12 protein-coding genes and 1 pseudogene are annotated in these 15,492 nt (G+C 73.4%); 7 read left to right on the top strand and 6 right to left on the bottom strand.

All coding sequences use genetic code 11. The features are described from left to right. The first annotated feature begins 76 nt into the window (after positions 1-76). From MUK52_RS23295 to MUK52_RS23275, 5 genes are all read left to right on the top strand, one after another. Complete coding sequence (locus tag MUK52_RS23295; protein ID WP_114057180.1) at positions 77-1,420, top strand: DUF2252 domain-containing protein; 1,344 nt, start codon at positions 77-79, stop codon at positions 1,418-1,420. A gap of 62 nt (positions 1,421-1,482) precedes the next feature. Continuing rightward, the gene (locus MUK52_RS23290) at positions 1,483-2,172 is read left to right on the top strand and encodes a hypothetical protein (protein ID WP_284579744.1); all 690 of its coding nucleotides are present in this window, start codon (positions 1,483-1,485) and stop codon (positions 2,170-2,172) included. A gap of 53 nt (positions 2,173-2,225) precedes the next feature. Further along, the gene (locus MUK52_RS23285) at positions 2,226-3,020 is read left to right on the top strand and encodes a thioredoxin domain-containing protein (protein ID WP_114057182.1); all 795 of its coding nucleotides are present in this window, start codon (positions 2,226-2,228) and stop codon (positions 3,018-3,020) included. 134 nt (positions 3,021-3,154) lie between these two features. Beyond that, positions 3,155-4,819: an alkaline phosphatase D family protein gene (locus tag MUK52_RS23280; protein WP_114057183.1), complete on the top strand. Its 1,665-nt coding sequence runs from the start codon at positions 3,155-3,157 to the stop codon at positions 4,817-4,819. Between the two features lie 188 nt (positions 4,820-5,007). Then, positions 5,008-5,997: a zinc metalloprotease gene (locus tag MUK52_RS23275; protein ID WP_284579741.1), complete on the top strand. Its 990-nt coding sequence runs from the start codon at positions 5,008-5,010 to the stop codon at positions 5,995-5,997. 71 nt (positions 5,998-6,068) lie between these two features. Here the strand turns inward: MUK52_RS23275 and MUK52_RS23270 are convergent, their stop codons facing one another. Beyond that, positions 6,069-6,647: a dienelactone hydrolase family protein gene (locus MUK52_RS23270; protein WP_114057184.1), complete on the bottom strand. Its 579-nt coding sequence runs from the start codon at positions 6,645-6,647 to the stop codon at positions 6,069-6,071. 42 nt (positions 6,648-6,689) lie between these two features. Between MUK52_RS23270 and MUK52_RS23265 the strand changes: the two genes are divergently transcribed. Beyond that, positions 6,690-7,790 carry a mechanosensitive ion channel family protein gene (locus tag MUK52_RS23265; protein WP_284579739.1) on the top strand — a complete coding sequence of 367 codons (1,101 nt, stop codon included), beginning with the start codon at positions 6,690-6,692 and terminating at the stop codon, positions 7,788-7,790. A gap of 21 nt (positions 7,791-7,811) precedes the next feature. Here the strand turns inward: MUK52_RS23265 and MUK52_RS23260 are convergent. The 5 genes and pseudogenes from MUK52_RS23260 to MUK52_RS23240 form a co-directional block, all read right to left on the bottom strand. Continuing rightward, a pseudogene (locus MUK52_RS23260) lies at positions 7,812-8,492 on the bottom strand (cation:proton antiporter domain-containing protein); the annotation flags it as partial. 154 nt (positions 8,493-8,646) lie between these two features. Continuing rightward, the gene (locus MUK52_RS23255; protein ID WP_284579737.1) at positions 8,647-9,150 is read right to left on the bottom strand and encodes a GNAT family N-acetyltransferase; all 504 of its coding nucleotides are present in this window, start codon (positions 9,148-9,150) and stop codon (positions 8,647-8,649) included. A 5-nt stretch (positions 9,151-9,155) separates the two neighbouring features. Then, positions 9,156-10,097: an RluA family pseudouridine synthase gene (locus tag MUK52_RS23250; RefSeq protein WP_114057185.1), complete on the bottom strand. Its 942-nt coding sequence runs from the start codon at positions 10,095-10,097 to the stop codon at positions 9,156-9,158. A 44-nt stretch (positions 10,098-10,141) separates the two neighbouring features. Beyond that, on the bottom strand, positions 10,142-10,702 hold the full coding sequence (gene lspA / locus MUK52_RS23245; RefSeq protein ID WP_114057186.1) for a signal peptidase II: 561 nt from the start codon (positions 10,700-10,702) through the stop codon (positions 10,142-10,144). A gap of 145 nt (positions 10,703-10,847) precedes the next feature. Then, positions 10,848-11,510: a TraR/DksA family transcriptional regulator gene (locus MUK52_RS23240; RefSeq protein ID WP_428985454.1), complete on the bottom strand. Its 663-nt coding sequence runs from the start codon at positions 11,508-11,510 to the stop codon at positions 10,848-10,850. A 581-nt stretch (positions 11,511-12,091) separates the two neighbouring features. Here MUK52_RS23240 and ileS point away from each other — a divergent pair. Beyond that, complete coding sequence (gene ileS, locus MUK52_RS23235) at positions 12,092-15,238, top strand: isoleucine--tRNA ligase (RefSeq protein WP_114057188.1); 3,147 nt, start codon at positions 12,092-12,094, stop codon at positions 15,236-15,238. Positions 15,239-15,492 lie beyond the last annotated feature (254 nt).

Raw genomic sequence — 15,492 nt, 5'->3', positions numbered from 1 at the left:
TGCAGAACCAGGGGCTCCGCTCCCGCGTCCACCCGGTCGGAACCCGTACCAGCCCGTGCACCAGGAGGAACCCGCCATGGCGGTCCCCGAGACGACGAACGAACAGCGCGCCGAGCAGATACTCGACGTCTTCGGCACCGCCTTCGGCGAGCTCCTCGCGGCGGACCCCGCGGCCTTCCAGGTCAAGTTCCGCAGGATGGCCGCCTCCGCCTTCGCCTTCTACCGCGGCACGGCCTGCCTCTTCTACGCCGACCTGGAGCACGAGTGGGCCGGGCGGGCCGGCGGGGGCCGGCGCCCCTACCTCGACGACCGGACCGGCCGCGTCTGGATCCACGGCGACCTGCACGCCGAGAACTTCGGCACGTACATGGACGCGGGCGGCCGCCTGGTCTTCAACGTCAACGACTTCGACGAGGCCTACGTCGGCCCCTTCACCTGGGACCTGAAGCGGTTCGCGGCCTCCGTCGCCCTGATCGGCTACACCAAGGCCCTCAGCGACACCCAGATCAGCGACCTGGTCCGGGTGTACGCGGCCGCCTACCGGGAGCGGATCGGCGTCCTGGCCGCCGGCCCCGCCGACGGCGAGGCCCCCTCCTTCACCCTGGACACCTCGCGGGGCCCGCTGCTGGATGCCCTGCGCGCGGCCCGCTCCCGGACCCGCTTCGGCCTGCTGGAGTCGATGACGGAGATCCGCGACCACGAGCGGCGCTTCGCGCCCGGCGGCGGCACCGTCGAGCTGGACGCGGCGACCCGGTACAAGGTGCTGTCCGCGTTCGACGCCTACCTGGAGACCCTGCCCGACGAATCGCTGGTCCGCCCGGACTCCTACCGCGTGAAGGACGTCGTGGGCCGGCGGGGCGTGGGCATCGGCTCGGCCGGGCTGCCCTCGTACAACATCCTGCTGGAGGGGCACAGCGACGCCCTGGAGAACGACGTCGTGATCTACCTCAAGCAGGCGCAGACCCCGGCCGTCTCGCGGCACGTCACGGACCGGGCGGTCCGGGACTCCTTCCGGCACGAGGGCCACCGCACGGTGATCTCCCAGCGGGCCCTCCAGGCGCACGCCGACCCGTGGCTGGGCTGGACCGAGCTGGACGGGACCGGGCAGCTGGTGGCCGAGGTCTCCCCGTACGCGGTGGACCTGGACTGGTCCGGCCTGGACGACCCGGAGGAGATCACGGCCGTCGTCGCCGACCTGGGACGCGCGACGGCGACCATGCACGCCGCGGCGGACGAGGCGGGCAGCGGCCACACCCTCGTGCCGTTCTCCACGGAGCGGGCCATCGACAGCGCGATCACCGCCGACGAGGAGGGCTTCCCGGAGCTGCTCGTGGACTTCGCGCACGCCTACGGGGCCCGGGCCCGGGCCGACCACCAGATCTTCGTCGACCTCTTCCGCAACGGCCGGATCCGGCCGTAGCGGCTCCCCCGGCGCGAAGCCCGGGGCACGGATTCACAGGGAGTCGTGGCAGACTCGCCGCGATGGAGATGTCAGGGGCAGGACCGAGGGCGCTGCGCGTCGCGCTGTTCAGCGCGCTCGTCGTGCTGCTCTCGGCCGGCTCGCACGTCCTGATGTCCCGGGTGCCGCTGCCGCCGGTCCTCGCGGCCGGGGCCTTCGCGGCCGTCTTCGTGATCGCCTGGCCGCTGGCGGGCCGCGAGCGGGGCCTCGGCCCGATCGCCGCCCTGCTCGTCCCGCTGGAGCTGGCTGCCGACACCGTCTTCACCGCCGGACAGCACATCTGCTACGGGCCCGCCGGCGGACCGGTGTCCGGCCCGCTGCGCGCGCTCGGCCTGCACGGGCTGTGCGGCGGCGAGCCGCTCGGCGGACCGCTGGCCGAGGTCACCGACGCCGCCGGCGACCCCGCCGCGCTGCTGGCCTCGCCCGGCCCGTGGACCCCGTGGCTGCTGCTCGGCGCGCACGTCTGCGTCGGCCTGCTGGCCGCGGTCTGGCTGCGGCACGGCGAGCGGGCCCTGGCCCAGCTGCTGAGGGCGGCGGCCGCCTCGGCGTTCCGGCCGCTGCTGCTGGCCGCGGCCTCGGCGGCGGTGCGGGCCGGCCACCCCGGGCGCGGGCCGCGGCCCGACCGGGCGGACCGGGGCGCCCGTACCCGCTTCCCCGTCCACTCCGTGGGGCTCAGGGGGCCTCCCGTACGCGGCGCGCTCACGCGCGCCTGACCCGTACGGCACGTCCCCGTTTCCACGTCAGCACCACACCCACGGAGAACACCATGAGCGCACGCAACAGCCAGGCGAACAAGGCGGCGGCCCGCGAGCGGCTGCGCGCCGAGCGCGAGAAGCAGGCGAAGAAGGCGAAGGTCCGCCGCCAGGTGACGGTCGCCGGCGCCGTCGTCGCCGCCCTCGCGCTGGCCGGCGGCATCGGCTACGCGGTCGTCCAGGCCAACCAGCCCGACGAGTGGGAGAAGGCGGCGACGGCGCCGCTGACCGCCCCGAAGAACACCTCGGGCGACAACGGCACGACCGTCGTCCTCGGCAAGGCCGACGCGAAGAAGACGCTGGAGCTGTTCGAGGACGCCCGCTGCCCGGTCTGCTCGCAGTTCGAGCAGGGCGTCGGCCCGCAGATAAAGAAGGACCTGGACGCCGGCAAGTACAAGCTGCAGTTCGTCGGCGCGACCTTCCTGGACAAGGGCCTGGGCGGCAGCGGCTCGAAGAACGCGCTGAGCGCGCTCGGCGCCGCCCTGAACGTCGGCCCGGAGGCGTTCCTGGAGTACAAGACCGCCCTCTACGCCAAGGAGAACCACCCGGAGGAGCGGGACGACAAGTTCAGCGACGACGCCTACCTGCTGAAGATCGCCGACCAGGTCCCGGCGCTCAAGGGGAACGCCGAGTTCAAGAAGGCCGTCGAGGAGGGCACCTTCAACCGCTGGGCGGTCGAGCTGTCCAAGGAGTTCGACAAGGCCGGCGTGAAGGGCACCCCCGCGCTGAAGATGGACGGCAAGGAGATCGGCCTGAAGATGACGGCGGAGGAGTTCACGGCCGCCGTGGACAAGGCCATCGCCGGCTGATCCCCGGGCGTCCGCGCCGCGGCGCGGACGCTCACCCTCCCCTCCCAACGGGCGGGCGGACTCCTGGAGTTCGCCCGCCCGTTGCCGTCCGAGGTGTGTACTCGCGGTGATACCCGTCAGTAATATGATGATCCGTGACCAGTCATCTCACCTCCCACACCGCTGCGGCAACTCCCCGCCGCCGTACGGTCGTCAAGGCGGCGGCGGCCACGGCCGCACTCACGCCGCTCGCGGCGGCCCTGGGCGCCACGCCCGCCTCGGCCGCGTCCGCCGGCCCCGCCTTCCTCCACGGCGTCGCCTCCGGCGACCCCCTCCCCGACGGCGTCCTGCTGTGGACCCGCGTCACCCCCGTCCCCGAGGCGGTGCCCGGCTCCGGCCTCGGCCCGGCCGTCCCGGTGGCCTGGGAGGTCGCCGAGGACAGGGCGTTCGCCCGCGTCGTCGCGAGCGGCACCGTCACCGCGACGGCCGCCGCCGACCACACCGTCAAGGCAGACGTCCGCGGACTCGCCCCGCAGACGGCCTACTTCTACCGGTTCACGGCCGGCTCCGCGGTCTCCGCGGTCGGGCGCACCCTGACCGCCCCCCGCCACGACGCCCGCACGGACCGGGTCCGCTTCGGCGTGGCCTCCTGCTCCAACTGGGAGTCCGGGTACTTCTCCGCCTACCGCCACCTGGCCGCCCGCGCCGACCTGCACGCGGTCCTGCACCTGGGGGACTACGTCTACGAGTACGGGAGCGGCGCCTACCCCGAGGCCAAGTACACCGTCCGCCCCCACGAGCCGCGGCACGAGACCACCACGCTCGCCGACTACCGGATCCGGCACGGCCGGTACAAGACGGACGCCGACCTCCAGGCCCTGCACGCGGCGCATCCGGTCATCGCGATCTGGGACGACCACGAGATCGCCAACGACGCCTGGGCGGGCGGCGCGGAGAACCACACGCCGGGCACCGAGGGGGACTGGGCCGCCCGCGCGGCCGCCGCCAAGCAGGCGTACTTCGAGTGGATGCCGGTGCGCCCCTCCACCGCGGGCACCGTCTACCGGCGCCTGCGCTTCGGCTCCCTCGCCGACCTGCACCTGCTCGACCTGCGCAGCTTCCGCTCGCAGCCGGTCAAGGTGGGCAGCGGGGCGGTGGACGACCCCGAGCGCACCATCACGGGGCGGGCGCAGCTGGACTGGCTGAAGGCGGGCCTTGCATCGTCGGACGCCGCCTGGAAGCTCGTCGGCACCTCGGTCATGATCTCGCCGCTGGCGTTCGGCTCGCTGCCGGCGCACCTGCTCGCGCCGCTGGCCAAGCTCCTCGGCCTGCCGCAGGGCGGGATCGCGATCAGCACGGACCAGTGGGACGGGTACACCGACGACCGCAAGGAGCTGCTGGCGCACCTGAGGGACCGGAACATCCGGAACACGGTGTTCCTGACGGGCGACATCCACATGGCCTTCGCCAACGACGTCCCGGTGAACATGGCGACGTACCCCGGCTCGGGGACGGCTGCCACCGAGTTCGTCGTCACCTCGGTGACCTCGGACAACATCGACGACCTGCTGCACGTGCCGGCGCACACGGCCTCACTGGCGGCGGAGACCGCCATCCGGGCGGCGAACTGGCACGTCAAGTGGCTGGACATGGACTCGCACGGGTACGGCGTGCTGGACGTGACGGCCGAGCGCTCGCAGATGGACTACTACGTCGTGTCCGACAAGCGCCGGCAGGACGCGCGGGCGTCCTGGACCCGCTCGTACCGGACCCGGAGCGGCTCGCAGAAGGTGGAGCGGGCATGGAGCCCGGTGCACTGATCATTCGCTGACAAACCGTCAATTCTACGGCGCGAGGGGGGTGCTTGGTTCAGACCAGGCGCCCCTCACGGCCCACAAGCAACAAATCTTTTACACACAGGCCTTGTCACAGGCATGACATGGACACATAAGCTTCGCGCCAGCGTGAGGAAGTCCCTCACCCCCCACCACGCTCGCGAGGAGTACACGTGCGCGCCTCTGCCCGCATATCCCCCAAGCTCCGCCGCCGCCTGCTCGTTCCGGCCGCCCTGGCCGGAGCCCTGGCGTTCTCCCCCGTCTCCGCCCCCGCCACGCTGGCCGCCGCCCCCACCGGCGCCGAGCAGTGTGCCGAGGAGGGCGCCGGCGCCCCCGCCGGCGCCCGCGTCGCCCGGCCGCACGACAAGCACGCCGACGAACCCAACGAGGTGACGGAGGCCCAGGTCAAGTCCATGGACGCCGACCTGGCCAAGAAGCTCTCCCAGACGGGCCCGCAGCGCCAGATGCGCGCCGCCGAGGCGACCGCCGCCACGACCGTCCCGGTCTACTTCCACGTCATCCACAACGGCACCCAGGGCAAGCTGTCCGCCGCGGACATCAGCAACCAGCTCGCCGTCCTCAACGCCGCCTTCGGCGGCCAGGGCACCGGGAACGTCAACGCCGGCTACCAGTTCCAGCTGGTCTCCACCGACTACACCGACAACGCCGCCTGGTACGGCGTCTCCCACGGCTCGCAGGCCGAGAAGGACATGAAGAACGCCCTGCGCAAGGGCGGCTCGAACGCGCTCAACGTCTACACCGCCGACCTCGGCGGCGGCCTGCTCGGCTGGGCGACCTTCCCGAGCTCCTACGCCTCGCAGCCGAAGATGGACGGCGTCGTCCTGCTCAACTCCTCGCTGCCGGGCGGCTCCGCCGCGAACTACAACGAGGGCGACACCGCGACCCACGAGGTCGGCCACTGGATGGGCCTGTACCACACCTTCCAGGGCGGCTGCAACGGAAGCGGTGACTCCGTGGCCGACACCCCGGCCGAGAAGAGCGCCGCGTACGAGTGCCCGACCGGCCGCGACAGCTGCGCCAGGAAGGACGGCGCCGACCCGATCCACAACTTCATGGACTACACGTACGACTCCTGCATGTACCAGTTCACCGCCGGCCAGGTGGCCCGCATGAACAGCATGTGGACCGCATACCGCGCCTGACCCGTCCGACCGCGCGCGAGGGGCGGGGCACCGGTTCCCCCGGTGCCCCGCCCTCGCCGCCTCCCCCGCCCCTACAGGCTGTCCAGGAAGCCGGCCGCCGCCTTCCACGCCTGCTCCGCGGCCTCCGCGTCGTAGTCCTCCAGTCCCGGGTCGGTGAACAGGTGCCCGGCGCCCGGGTAGCGGTGCACCTCGACGTCCGCGCCGGCCCGCTGCATCCGCAGGTACCAGGCCGTCAGCCAGTCGTGCGGCTCGAACGGATCGGGGTCGGCCACGTGCAGCTGCACCGGCAGCCCGTCCACGGACGCGTCCTCCCCCAGGTCGGCCGTGCCGTGCAGGAGCAGCAGCCCGCGCGCCTTCTCGTCGGCCAGTGCCAGGTGCTGGGCGACCGACCCGCCGAAGGAGAAGCCCGCATAGACCAGCCCGCGGTCGGAGTACGGGGCGGCCGCCGCCACCGCGCGCCGCAGCAGCTCGTCCCGGCCCAGCTCGTCCCGGTGCGCCACGCCCTCCTCGACGGTCTCGAAGGTGCGCCCCTCGAACAGGTCCGGCACCTGCACCTCGTGGCCGGCCGCGCGCAGCCGCCCGGCCGCCTCGTGCACCGCGGGCCGCAGCCCGTACGTCGAATGGAAGAGCATGATGTCCATGTCTCCCATCGTGCCAGTTTCCGAGCGCGTGTTCCGGTTACCCGGAAGGCCATGGACACGGACACCCTTCTCCGGCCCCTCCTGTACGCCTGCGGCGCACTCGCCGCCACCCTGGCCGCCGGGTGGCTGCTCGACGTGCTGCTGCGCCGCGCCGCCGCCCGGCCCGGCGACACCCCGCTGTGGGTGATGCTGCGCCGCTGCCGCCGGCCGTTCCGCCTCGCGCTGTGCGCGCTCCTGCTGCGCGGCACCTACCGGCAGGCCGGGATCCTGCCCGACCACTCCCCCGCCGTGGGCCGCACCCTGACCCTCGTACTGATCGCCTCGACGGCCTGGCTGCTCACCGGCATCGCCACCGCCGTCGTGGACGCCGCGTACGCCCGCTACGCCGGCCGCACCTCCGACCAGGCCCGGGTCCGCCGGGTCCGCACACAGGTCACGCTGATCCAGCGGGTGGTGACGGCCGCCGTCGTGGTGGTCGCCGCGGCCGCCATGCTGCTGGCCTTCCCGGCCATGCGGGCCGTCGGCACCTCCGTCCTGGCCTCCGCGGGCCTCATCGGCATCGTCGCCGGCATCGCCGCCCAGTCCTCGCTGGGCAACCTGTTCGCCGGCCTCCAGATCGCCTTCGGCGACACCGTCCGCATCGGCGACACCGTCGTCGTGGACCGCGAGTGGGGCACCGTCGAGGAGATCACCCTCACCTTCCTGGTGGTCCGCACCTGGGACGAGCGGCGCATCACCATGCCCGTGTCGTACTTCACGGCCAAGCCGTACGAGAACTGGTCCCGCGGCGGCGCCGAGATGACCGGCACCGTCTTCTGGCACCTGGACCACAGCGCCCCCGTCGACGCCATGCGCCGCCAGCTCCGCCGGATCCTCGCCGAAGTCCCCGCATGGGACGGCCGGGCGTCCGACCTCGCCGTGACCGACACCACACCGCACACGATCGAGGTCCGCGCCGTGCTCACGGCGAAGGACGCCTCCGACGTGTGGACGGCCCGCTGCGCGGTCCGCGAGCGCATGCTGGCCTGGCTGGTGGAGCACCACCCGTACGCCCTGCCCCGCATCGCGACCACCGCCGCCGTCCCGCCGCCCGCCGACCGGACCGGCGGCGGCGCGGCCGCGGAGGGCGCCACCGCCGGCGCCCGCGCCTGACCCCGGCCGGCCCCCGGCCCGCTACGGCGCCCGCAGGCTGCGGACGTCGAGGTGGAGCAGCACCCGGTCGACGACCTCCGGGTCCGCGCCGGGCTCGCTGCGCGCCGCCAGCACCTCGTGCCGGGCGGCGGACAGCATCTCCCGCTGGATCCGCCGCAGGTCCCCCATCCGCTGCTCGCGCCGGGCGTACGCCTCGCGCCGCTCCTCGTCGACCATGTCGGGGCTGATGCGCGCCCCCAGCTCGTACGCCCGCCGGTACAGCTGCTCCACCAGGTCCTCCGGGAGGTCCTCGGCCTCCTCGATCTGCTGCAGCCGCCGCTTCGCCGCCTTCGCCGCGCGGACCGCCAGCTCCCGCTGCAGCTCCTGTCCCGGGCCGGGGTCGGCCTCGACGCCGAGCCTGCGCACGAGCCACGGCAGGGTCAGGCCCTGGCACACCAGCGTCACCTTGACCACGCAGAAGGCGATGAAGACGATCTCGTCGCGCGCCGGGAACGGCGCCCCGCCCGCCGCCGTCAGCGGGATCGCGAGGGCGAGCGCCACCGAGGCGACGCCGCGCATGCCCGCCCACCACATGACGACGCTCTCGCGCCAGCCGAGCGGGATCTCCTCGTCGACGTCGCGCCCGGTGTGCAGGCGCCCGGCGAGCCAGGCGGCGGGCAGCAGCCACAGCAGCCTGACCACGACGACCACGGCGAGCACGGCCCCGGCCAAGCGTCATCAGGACGGGCGCCGGGAGCCCCAGCCGGTCCCCGAGGGGCACCGAGACGACCGCCCCGAGCAGCAGCACGAACAGCAGGGCAAGCTGATCCACTCCCCCACCCTGCCGGCCCGCGGCCGGGGGGCCGGGGCCGGGGATTCAGGGCCTGGCGCCGCGGGCGTCCAGCGTGCGCCGCATCGCGCGGTGGGCGATGCCCGCCTCCTCGTACGCGGGGCCGTACGGCTCGTAGCCGAGCCGCTCGTAGAAGCCGAGGGCGTGGACCTGTGCGCCGAGAGTGACCGCGGTCAGCCCGAGCCGGGCGGCCTCCGCCTCGATCGCCCGGACCAGCGCCGCCCCGACGCCGAGGCCGCGGGCGGGCGCGGCGACGGCGAGGCGGCCGAGCGAGCCGGCTGCCGGGTCGCCGGTCTTGCCGAGGGCTGCCGGGCCGTGCAGCAGCCGGCCGGTGCCGAGCGGGGTCCCGTCGGCCGCGACGGCCAGGACGTGGACCGCGGCCGCGTCGTAGGCGTCGTACTCGACGGACTCCGGTACGGACTGCTCGACGACGAACACCTCCGTGCGCAGCGCGAAGCAGGCCTCCAGGTCCTCCGGCGAGGCGGCGCGCCGGACCGTGAACGGGGCGGGCGCCGCGGCGGGGTCCGGCACGCCCGTCACTCGCTCTCGGCGCGGATCACGTCCAGGGCGTGCTGGAGGTCCGCCGGGTAGCCGCTCTCGAACTCGACCCACTGCCCGTCGGCGGGGTGCTCGAAGCCGAGGCGCACGGCGTGCAGCCACTGGCGGGTCAGCTTCAGCCGCTTGGCGATGGTCGGGTCGGCCCCGTAGGTGAGGTCGCCGACGCAGGGGTGCCGGTGGGCGGACATGTGGACGCGGATCTGGTGGGTGCGCCCGGTCTCCAGCTTGATGTCGAGCAGGGAGGCGGCGCGGAAGGCCTCGATCAGGTCGTAGTGGGTGACCGACGGCTTGCCGTCCTGGGTCACGGCCCACTTGTAGTCGGCGCTGGGGTGCCGGCCGATCGGGGCGTCGATGGTGCCGCTCATCGGGTCGGGGTGGCCCTGGACGAGGGCGTGGTAGCGCTTGTCGACGACGCGCTCGCGGAACTGGTTCTTCAGCGAGGTGTAGGCGCGCTCGGACTTGGCGACGGCCATGAGGCCGGAGGTGCCGACGTCGAGGCGGTGCACGATGCCCTGGCGCTCGGCGGCGCCGGAGGTGGAGATGCGGTAGCCGGCGGCGGCGAGGCCGCCGATGACGGTGGTGCCGGTCCAGCCGGGGCTCGGGTGGGCGGCGACGCCGACCGGCTTCATGATGACCACGATGTCGTCGTCGTCGTGGATGATCTCCATGCCGGGGACGGGCTCGGCGACGACCTCGACGGGGCGCGGCGGGGCGGGCATCTCGACCTCGAGCCAGGCGCCGCCGTGGACGCGCTCGGACTTCCCGACGACGCTGCCGTCGACCGAGACCTTCCCCGCGGCGGCGAGCTCGGCGGCCTTCGTCCGGGAGAAGCCGAACATACGGGAGATGGCGGCGTCGACGCGCTCGCCTTCGAGGCCGTCGGGTACGGGCAGGGTGCGGATCTCGGGAATCGTGCTCACCCGTCGAGTATGCCGGACTCGGCGGGGCCCCGGTCCCGGCCCCGTCAGTCCTTGTGGACCGTACCGTCCGGGTCGAGTCCCCGGAAGGACAGCAGGACGATCAGGATGCCGCCGCAGACGATCGCCGTGTCGGCGAGGTTGAAGACGGCGAAGTGGGCGGGCGCGATGAAGTCGACGACGGCGCCGCGGAACACGCCCGGCGAGCGGAAGATCCGGTCGGTGAGGTTGCCCAGCGCCCCGCCGAGGAGCAGGCCGAGCGCGATCGCCCACGGCAGGCTGTACAGCTTGCGGGCCAGCCGGACGATCACGACGATCACCGAGGCGGCGATCACCGTGAAGAGGATCGTGAAGGCCTCGCCGAAGCCGAAGGCCGCGCCCGGGTTGCGGACGGCCTCGAACCGCAGCAGGTCGCCGATGATCCGGATGGGCGGCTGGTGCTCCAGCTCCGCCACGACGACCATCTTGGTGCCCAGGTCGAGCAGGTAGGCGATGGCCGCGACGACGAGCAGCGCCGCGATCCTCCGGCGCCCCCTGGGCGCCTCGGGCTCGGGCTGGGCTTCGTCCCCGACCTCCGGCGTACCGATGATGCGCTCCGCCTCTGCCACGTGAGTCCCTCGAACTAGCTCGAACCGGTTCCCGCCAGGTTCCGGGGACCCTGACGAGACACGAGGGTACGTCAGGGTCCGCCGCCCGCGCCGCCCGGGACGGCTCCCCGGGTGCGGGAGGGGCTCTCCGGTGGTGCGTCCGGCACTAGTGCCGCCGCTCCTGCTTCTGCTTGCAGTCCACGCAGAGGGTGGCGCGGGGGAAGGCCTGCATGCGGGCCTTGCCGATGGGCTTGCCGCAGCTCTCGCACAGGCCGTAGGTGCCGGCGTCGAGGCGCTCCAGGGCGCGCTCGGTCTGCTCCAGCATCTCGCGGGCGTTGGCGGCGAGCGCCATCTCCGACTCGCGGGTGATGTTCTTGGTGCCGGTGTCGGCCTGGTCGTCGCCGGCGCCGTCGCCGGAGTCCCGCATCAGGCCGGTGATCGCCTCGTCCGAGGCGTGCAGCTCGTCGCGCAGCCGTACGGCCTCGTCGGTCAGCCCGGTGCGGGCCTCGGCGACCTCGGCCGGTGTCCACGGGTCCTCGCCCGGCCGTACGGCGAGCTCGCCGGGGGCGGCGGGGGCCGCGGTGGCACCCGCCGGCATCCCGCCGCCGACGACGGCGTCGGCGGTCTTCCTGGCTGTGCCGGTGCTCTTCTTGGCAACCACTTTCCGGGCTCCCGTCTGTCGCGCGGCCTGGGCCGCCGCCTCGGCCCCGGCCGAGGCGGCCGCGGCCTTCCTCGCGGCCGCGGCCGTCCTGCGGGCCGCGGCCGGCTTGCGGGCGGCCTTGCCGACAACCTGCTCGGGAGGACTCCCGGCGGTCTTCTTCGCCACCATGGCCGCGGCCCCTTCACATACTGTGACCTTGCTCGCGCATCGTGCCGGAACGATAAGTCGGCTCCCGTCGCGCGGCAACGGGGCACGCGCCCGCCGAGCCGACCTGCATCCGTTGTGCCCAGCCGGGAGCCCGGTAATCCGCCCCGCCCGGCCCGCCGCCGCCCGCGCCGGCGCACCGGGCCGTTCGGGTCACGCGCCCTGCCGGGCCGGCCGGGCCGCGCGGACACCGCAAAACCGGTCCGCCCCGCGGCGCCCCGCCCCGTACACTGGCCCCAGCGAAAGGCATGGACGGGGACGAGTAGCGTCGGACGCAGCCGTGAGCGACCCGGGGACGGTGAGAGCCCGGGGGCGAGCGCGACGTGAAGGATCACCCCTGAGCCGCCGGAAGAAAGCCGCCACGGCTCCGCGCGCGGAGTCCCGTACGGCAAGTAGAACCGGCTTCGCACCTCAATGAGGGGGCCGCCGGACCCGTCCGGAGGCCAAGGAGGGTGGTACCGCGGGAGCACGTCCCCGCCGCGGGGGCGGCAGGCTCTCGTCCCTCCGGACGGAAGTGCAGACCGCCGGAGGAAGAGCCCAGCCCCATGACGACACCGCCCCAGTACCGCCCGGTACCCGCCCAGGTCGACCTGCCCGCCCTCGAACACGCCGTTCTCGACTTCTGGCGCGAGAACAAGACCTTCGCCAAGACCCTGGAGCAGTCCGAGGGCCGCCCGGAATGGGTCTTCTACGAGGGCCCGCCCACCGCGAACGGCATGCCCGGCGCCCACCACATCGAGGCCCGCGTCTTCAAGGACGTCTTCCCCCGCTTCCGCACCATGCGCGGCTACCACGTCGCCCGCAAGGCGGGCTGGGACTGCCACGGCCTGCCCGTCGAGCTCGCCGTCGAGAAGGAGCTCGGCTTCAACGGCAAGCAGGACATCGAGGCGTACGGCATCGCCGAGTTCAACGCGAAGTGCCGCGAGTCCGTGACCCGGCACACCGACGCGTTCGCCGAGCTGACGACCCGCATGGGCTACTGGGTCGACCTGGACGAGGCGTACCGGACCATGGACCCCGAGTACGTGGAGTCCGTGTGGTGGTCGCTGAAGGAGATCTTCAAGAAGGGGCTGCTGGTCCAGGACCACCGCGTCGCCCCCTGGTGCCCGCGCTGCGGCACCGGCCTGTCCGACCACGAGCTGGCCCAGGGCTACGAGACGGTCGTCGACCCCTCCGTCTTCGTCCGCTTCCCGCTGACTTCCGGCCCCCTCGCCGGCGAGGCCTCCCTCCTCGTGTGGACGACGACCCCCTGGACCCTGGTGTCCAACACCGCGGTGGCCGCCCACCCGGACGTGGAGTACGTCGTCGCGACCGACGGCACCGAGAAGCTGGTCGTCGCCCGCCCGCTGCTGGAGAAGGCCCTCGGCGAGGGCTGGGAGGCGACCGGGCAGTCCTTCACCGGCCGCGAGATGGAGCGCTGGGGCTACGAGCGCCCCTTCTCCCTCGTGGAGTTCCCCGAGCCGGCGCACTACGTCGTCAACGCCGAGTACGTCACGACCGAGGACGGCACGGGCCTGGTCCACCAGTCCCCCGCCTTCGGCGCCGACGACCTCGCGGTCTGCCGCGCGTACGGCCTGCCCGTCGTGAACCCGGTCCGCCCCGACGGCACCTTCGAGGAGGACGTCCCGCTGGTCGGCGGCGTCTTCTTCAAGAAGGCCGACGAGAAGCTGACCGCCGACCTCGACGCCCGCGGCCTGCTCTTCCGGCACATCGCCTACGAGCACAGCTACCCGCACTGCTGGCGCTGCCACACCGCGCTGCTGTACTACGCGCAGCCGTCCTGGTACATCCGCACCACCGCCGTCAAGGACGCGATGCTGCGGGAGAACGGGAGGACCAACTGGTTCCCCGAGTCGGTCAAGCAGGGCCGCTTCGGCGACTGGCTGAACAACAACATCGACTGGGCGCTGTCCCGCAACCGCTACTGGGGCACCCCGCTGCCGATCTGGCGCTGCGAGGACGGCCACCTGACGTGCGTCGGCTCGCGTGCCGAGCTGTCCGAGCTGTCGGGCGCCGACCACTCCGGCCTGGACCCGCACCGCCCGTACATCGACGACGTCACCTTCCCCTGCACCGCCGAGGGCTGCGCGCACACCGCGGTCCGCGTGCCGGAGGTGATCGACGCCTGGTACGACTCGGGCTCGATGCCGTTCGCGCAGTGGGGCTACCCGTACAAGAACAAGGAGGTCTTCGAGAAGCGCTACCCGGCGCAGTTCATCTCGGAGGCCATCGACCAGACCCGCGGCTGGTTCTACACGCTGATGGCGGTCGGCACCCTGGTCTTCGACAAGTCCTCGTACGAGAACGTGGTCTGCCTCGGCCACATCCTCGCCGAGGACGGCCGGAAGATGTCCAAGCACCTGGGCAACATCCTCCAGCCGATCCCGCTCATGGACCAGCACGGCGCCGACGCGGTGCGCTGGTTCATGGCGGCCGGCGGCTCCCCGTGGGCGGCCCGCCGCGTCGGCCACGGCACGATCCAGGAGGTCGTCCGCAAGACGCTCCTGACGTACTGGAACACCGTCGCCTTCCAGGCCCTGTACGCCCGCACCTCCAACTGGGCGCCCTCCGCGGCCGACCCGGCGCCGGCCGACCGCACGGTCCTGGACCGCTGGCTGCTGTCCGAGCTGAACACGCTGGTGGCCGAGACCACCGAGGCGATGGAGGCGTACGACACGCAGCGGGCGGGCAAGCTGCTGTCGGCCTTCGTGGACGACCTGTCGAACTGGTACGTGCGCCGCTCGCGCCGCCGGTTCTGGCAGGGCGACGCGGCGGCGCTGCGCACCCTCCACGAGGTCGTCGAGACGGTCACGCGCCTGATGGCCCCGCTGACGCCGTTCATCACGGAGCGGGTCTGGCAGGACATGGTCGTCCCGGTCGCCCCGGACGCCCCGGAGTCCGTCCACCTGTCGACCTGGCCGGTCGCCGACACGTCCGCGATCGACCCGGTGCTGTCGCGGCAGATGCAGCTGGTGCGCCGCCTGGTCGAGCTGGGCCGCGCCACGCGCGCCGAGTCGGGCGTCAAGACCCGCCAGCCGCTCTCGCGGGCCCTGGTGGCCGCGGCGGGCTTCGACGCGCTGTCGCCCGAACTCCAGGCGCAGATCACGGAGGAGCTGAACGTCTCCTCCCTCGCCTCGCTGTCCGAGGTCGGCGGCTCCCTGGTCGACACCACGGCGAAGGCCAACTTCCGGGCGCTCGGCAAGCGTTTCGGCAAGGGCGTCCAGGACGTGGCCAAGGCGGTCGCCGCGGCGGACGCGGCCGCGCTGTCGCTGGCGCTCCGCTCCGGCGAGGCCGCGGTCGAGGTGAACGGCGAGACGGTCGTCCTCACCCCGGAGGAGGTCATCATCACGGAGACCCCGCGCGAGGGCTGGTCGGTCGCCTCGGACTCGGGCGCGACGGTCGCCCTGGACCTGGAGATCACCCCGGAGCTGCGGCTCGCGGGCCTGGCCCGTGACGCGATCCGCCTGATCCAGGAGGCCCGCAAGAACTCCGGCCTGGACGTCGCGGACCGGATCGCGCTCCGCTGGACCGCGGCCGACCCGGAGGTCGTGACCGCGCTGACCGGCCACGCGGACCTCATCGCGGAGGAGGTCCTGGCCACGGACTTCGCCGAGGGCGAGGCCGACGGCACGTACGGGGAGGCGTTCACCGACGAGTCGCTGACGCTCTCCTTCCGCCTCCGCAAGGCGTAACGGCACCGGAAGCAGGCAGCGGCGCCCTCCCCGATCGGGGAGGGCGCCGTTCTTTCGTTCGAGGCACGCAGCGGGGCGGACCGGATTCGAACCGGCGTCCTCCCTCTTGCCGAGAAGGCGCGACGACCTCTGCGCTACCGCGCCGCTGCGCGCGGCCCACTGTAGCGGCGGGCGGGCGCGCGGAACGGGCCGGGCCCGGGTTCCGTGGGGAACCCGGGCCCGGCCCGTGCTGACTGCCTGCCGGCCGCTGGGCG

The organism is Streptomyces sp. 2P-4 (genome assembly GCF_030167965.1).
Classification (GTDB): Bacteria; Actinomycetota; Actinomycetes; order Streptomycetales; family Streptomycetaceae; genus Streptomyces; species Streptomyces globosus_A.
Note: the sequence above shows the minus strand (reverse complement) of the source record. Positions and strands in the feature narration are given on the sequence as shown.

Bases quoted from the DNA above. Each gene is read 5' to 3' on its own strand.
- MUK52_RS23270 (WP_114057184.1), bottom strand. From the start codon at position 6,647: ATGGGAGACATGGACATCATGCTCTTCCATTCGACGTACGGGCTGCGG.
- MUK52_RS23295 (WP_114057180.1), top strand. From the start codon at position 77: ATGGCGGTCCCCGAGACGACGAACGAACAGCGCGCCGAGCAGATACTC.
- ileS (WP_114057188.1), top strand. From the start codon at position 12,092: ATGACGACACCGCCCCAGTACCGCCCGGTACCCGCCCAGGTCGACCTG.
- MUK52_RS23290 (WP_284579744.1), top strand. From the start codon at position 1,483: ATGGAGATGTCAGGGGCAGGACCGAGGGCGCTGCGCGTCGCGCTGTTC.
- MUK52_RS23240 (WP_428985454.1), bottom strand. From the start codon at position 11,510: ATGGTGGCGAAGAAGACCGCCGGGAGTCCTCCCGAGCAGGTTGTCGGC.
- MUK52_RS23265 (WP_284579739.1), top strand. From the start codon at position 6,690: ATGGACACGGACACCCTTCTCCGGCCCCTCCTGTACGCCTGCGGCGCA.
- MUK52_RS23285 (WP_114057182.1), top strand. From the start codon at position 2,226: ATGAGCGCACGCAACAGCCAGGCGAACAAGGCGGCGGCCCGCGAGCGG.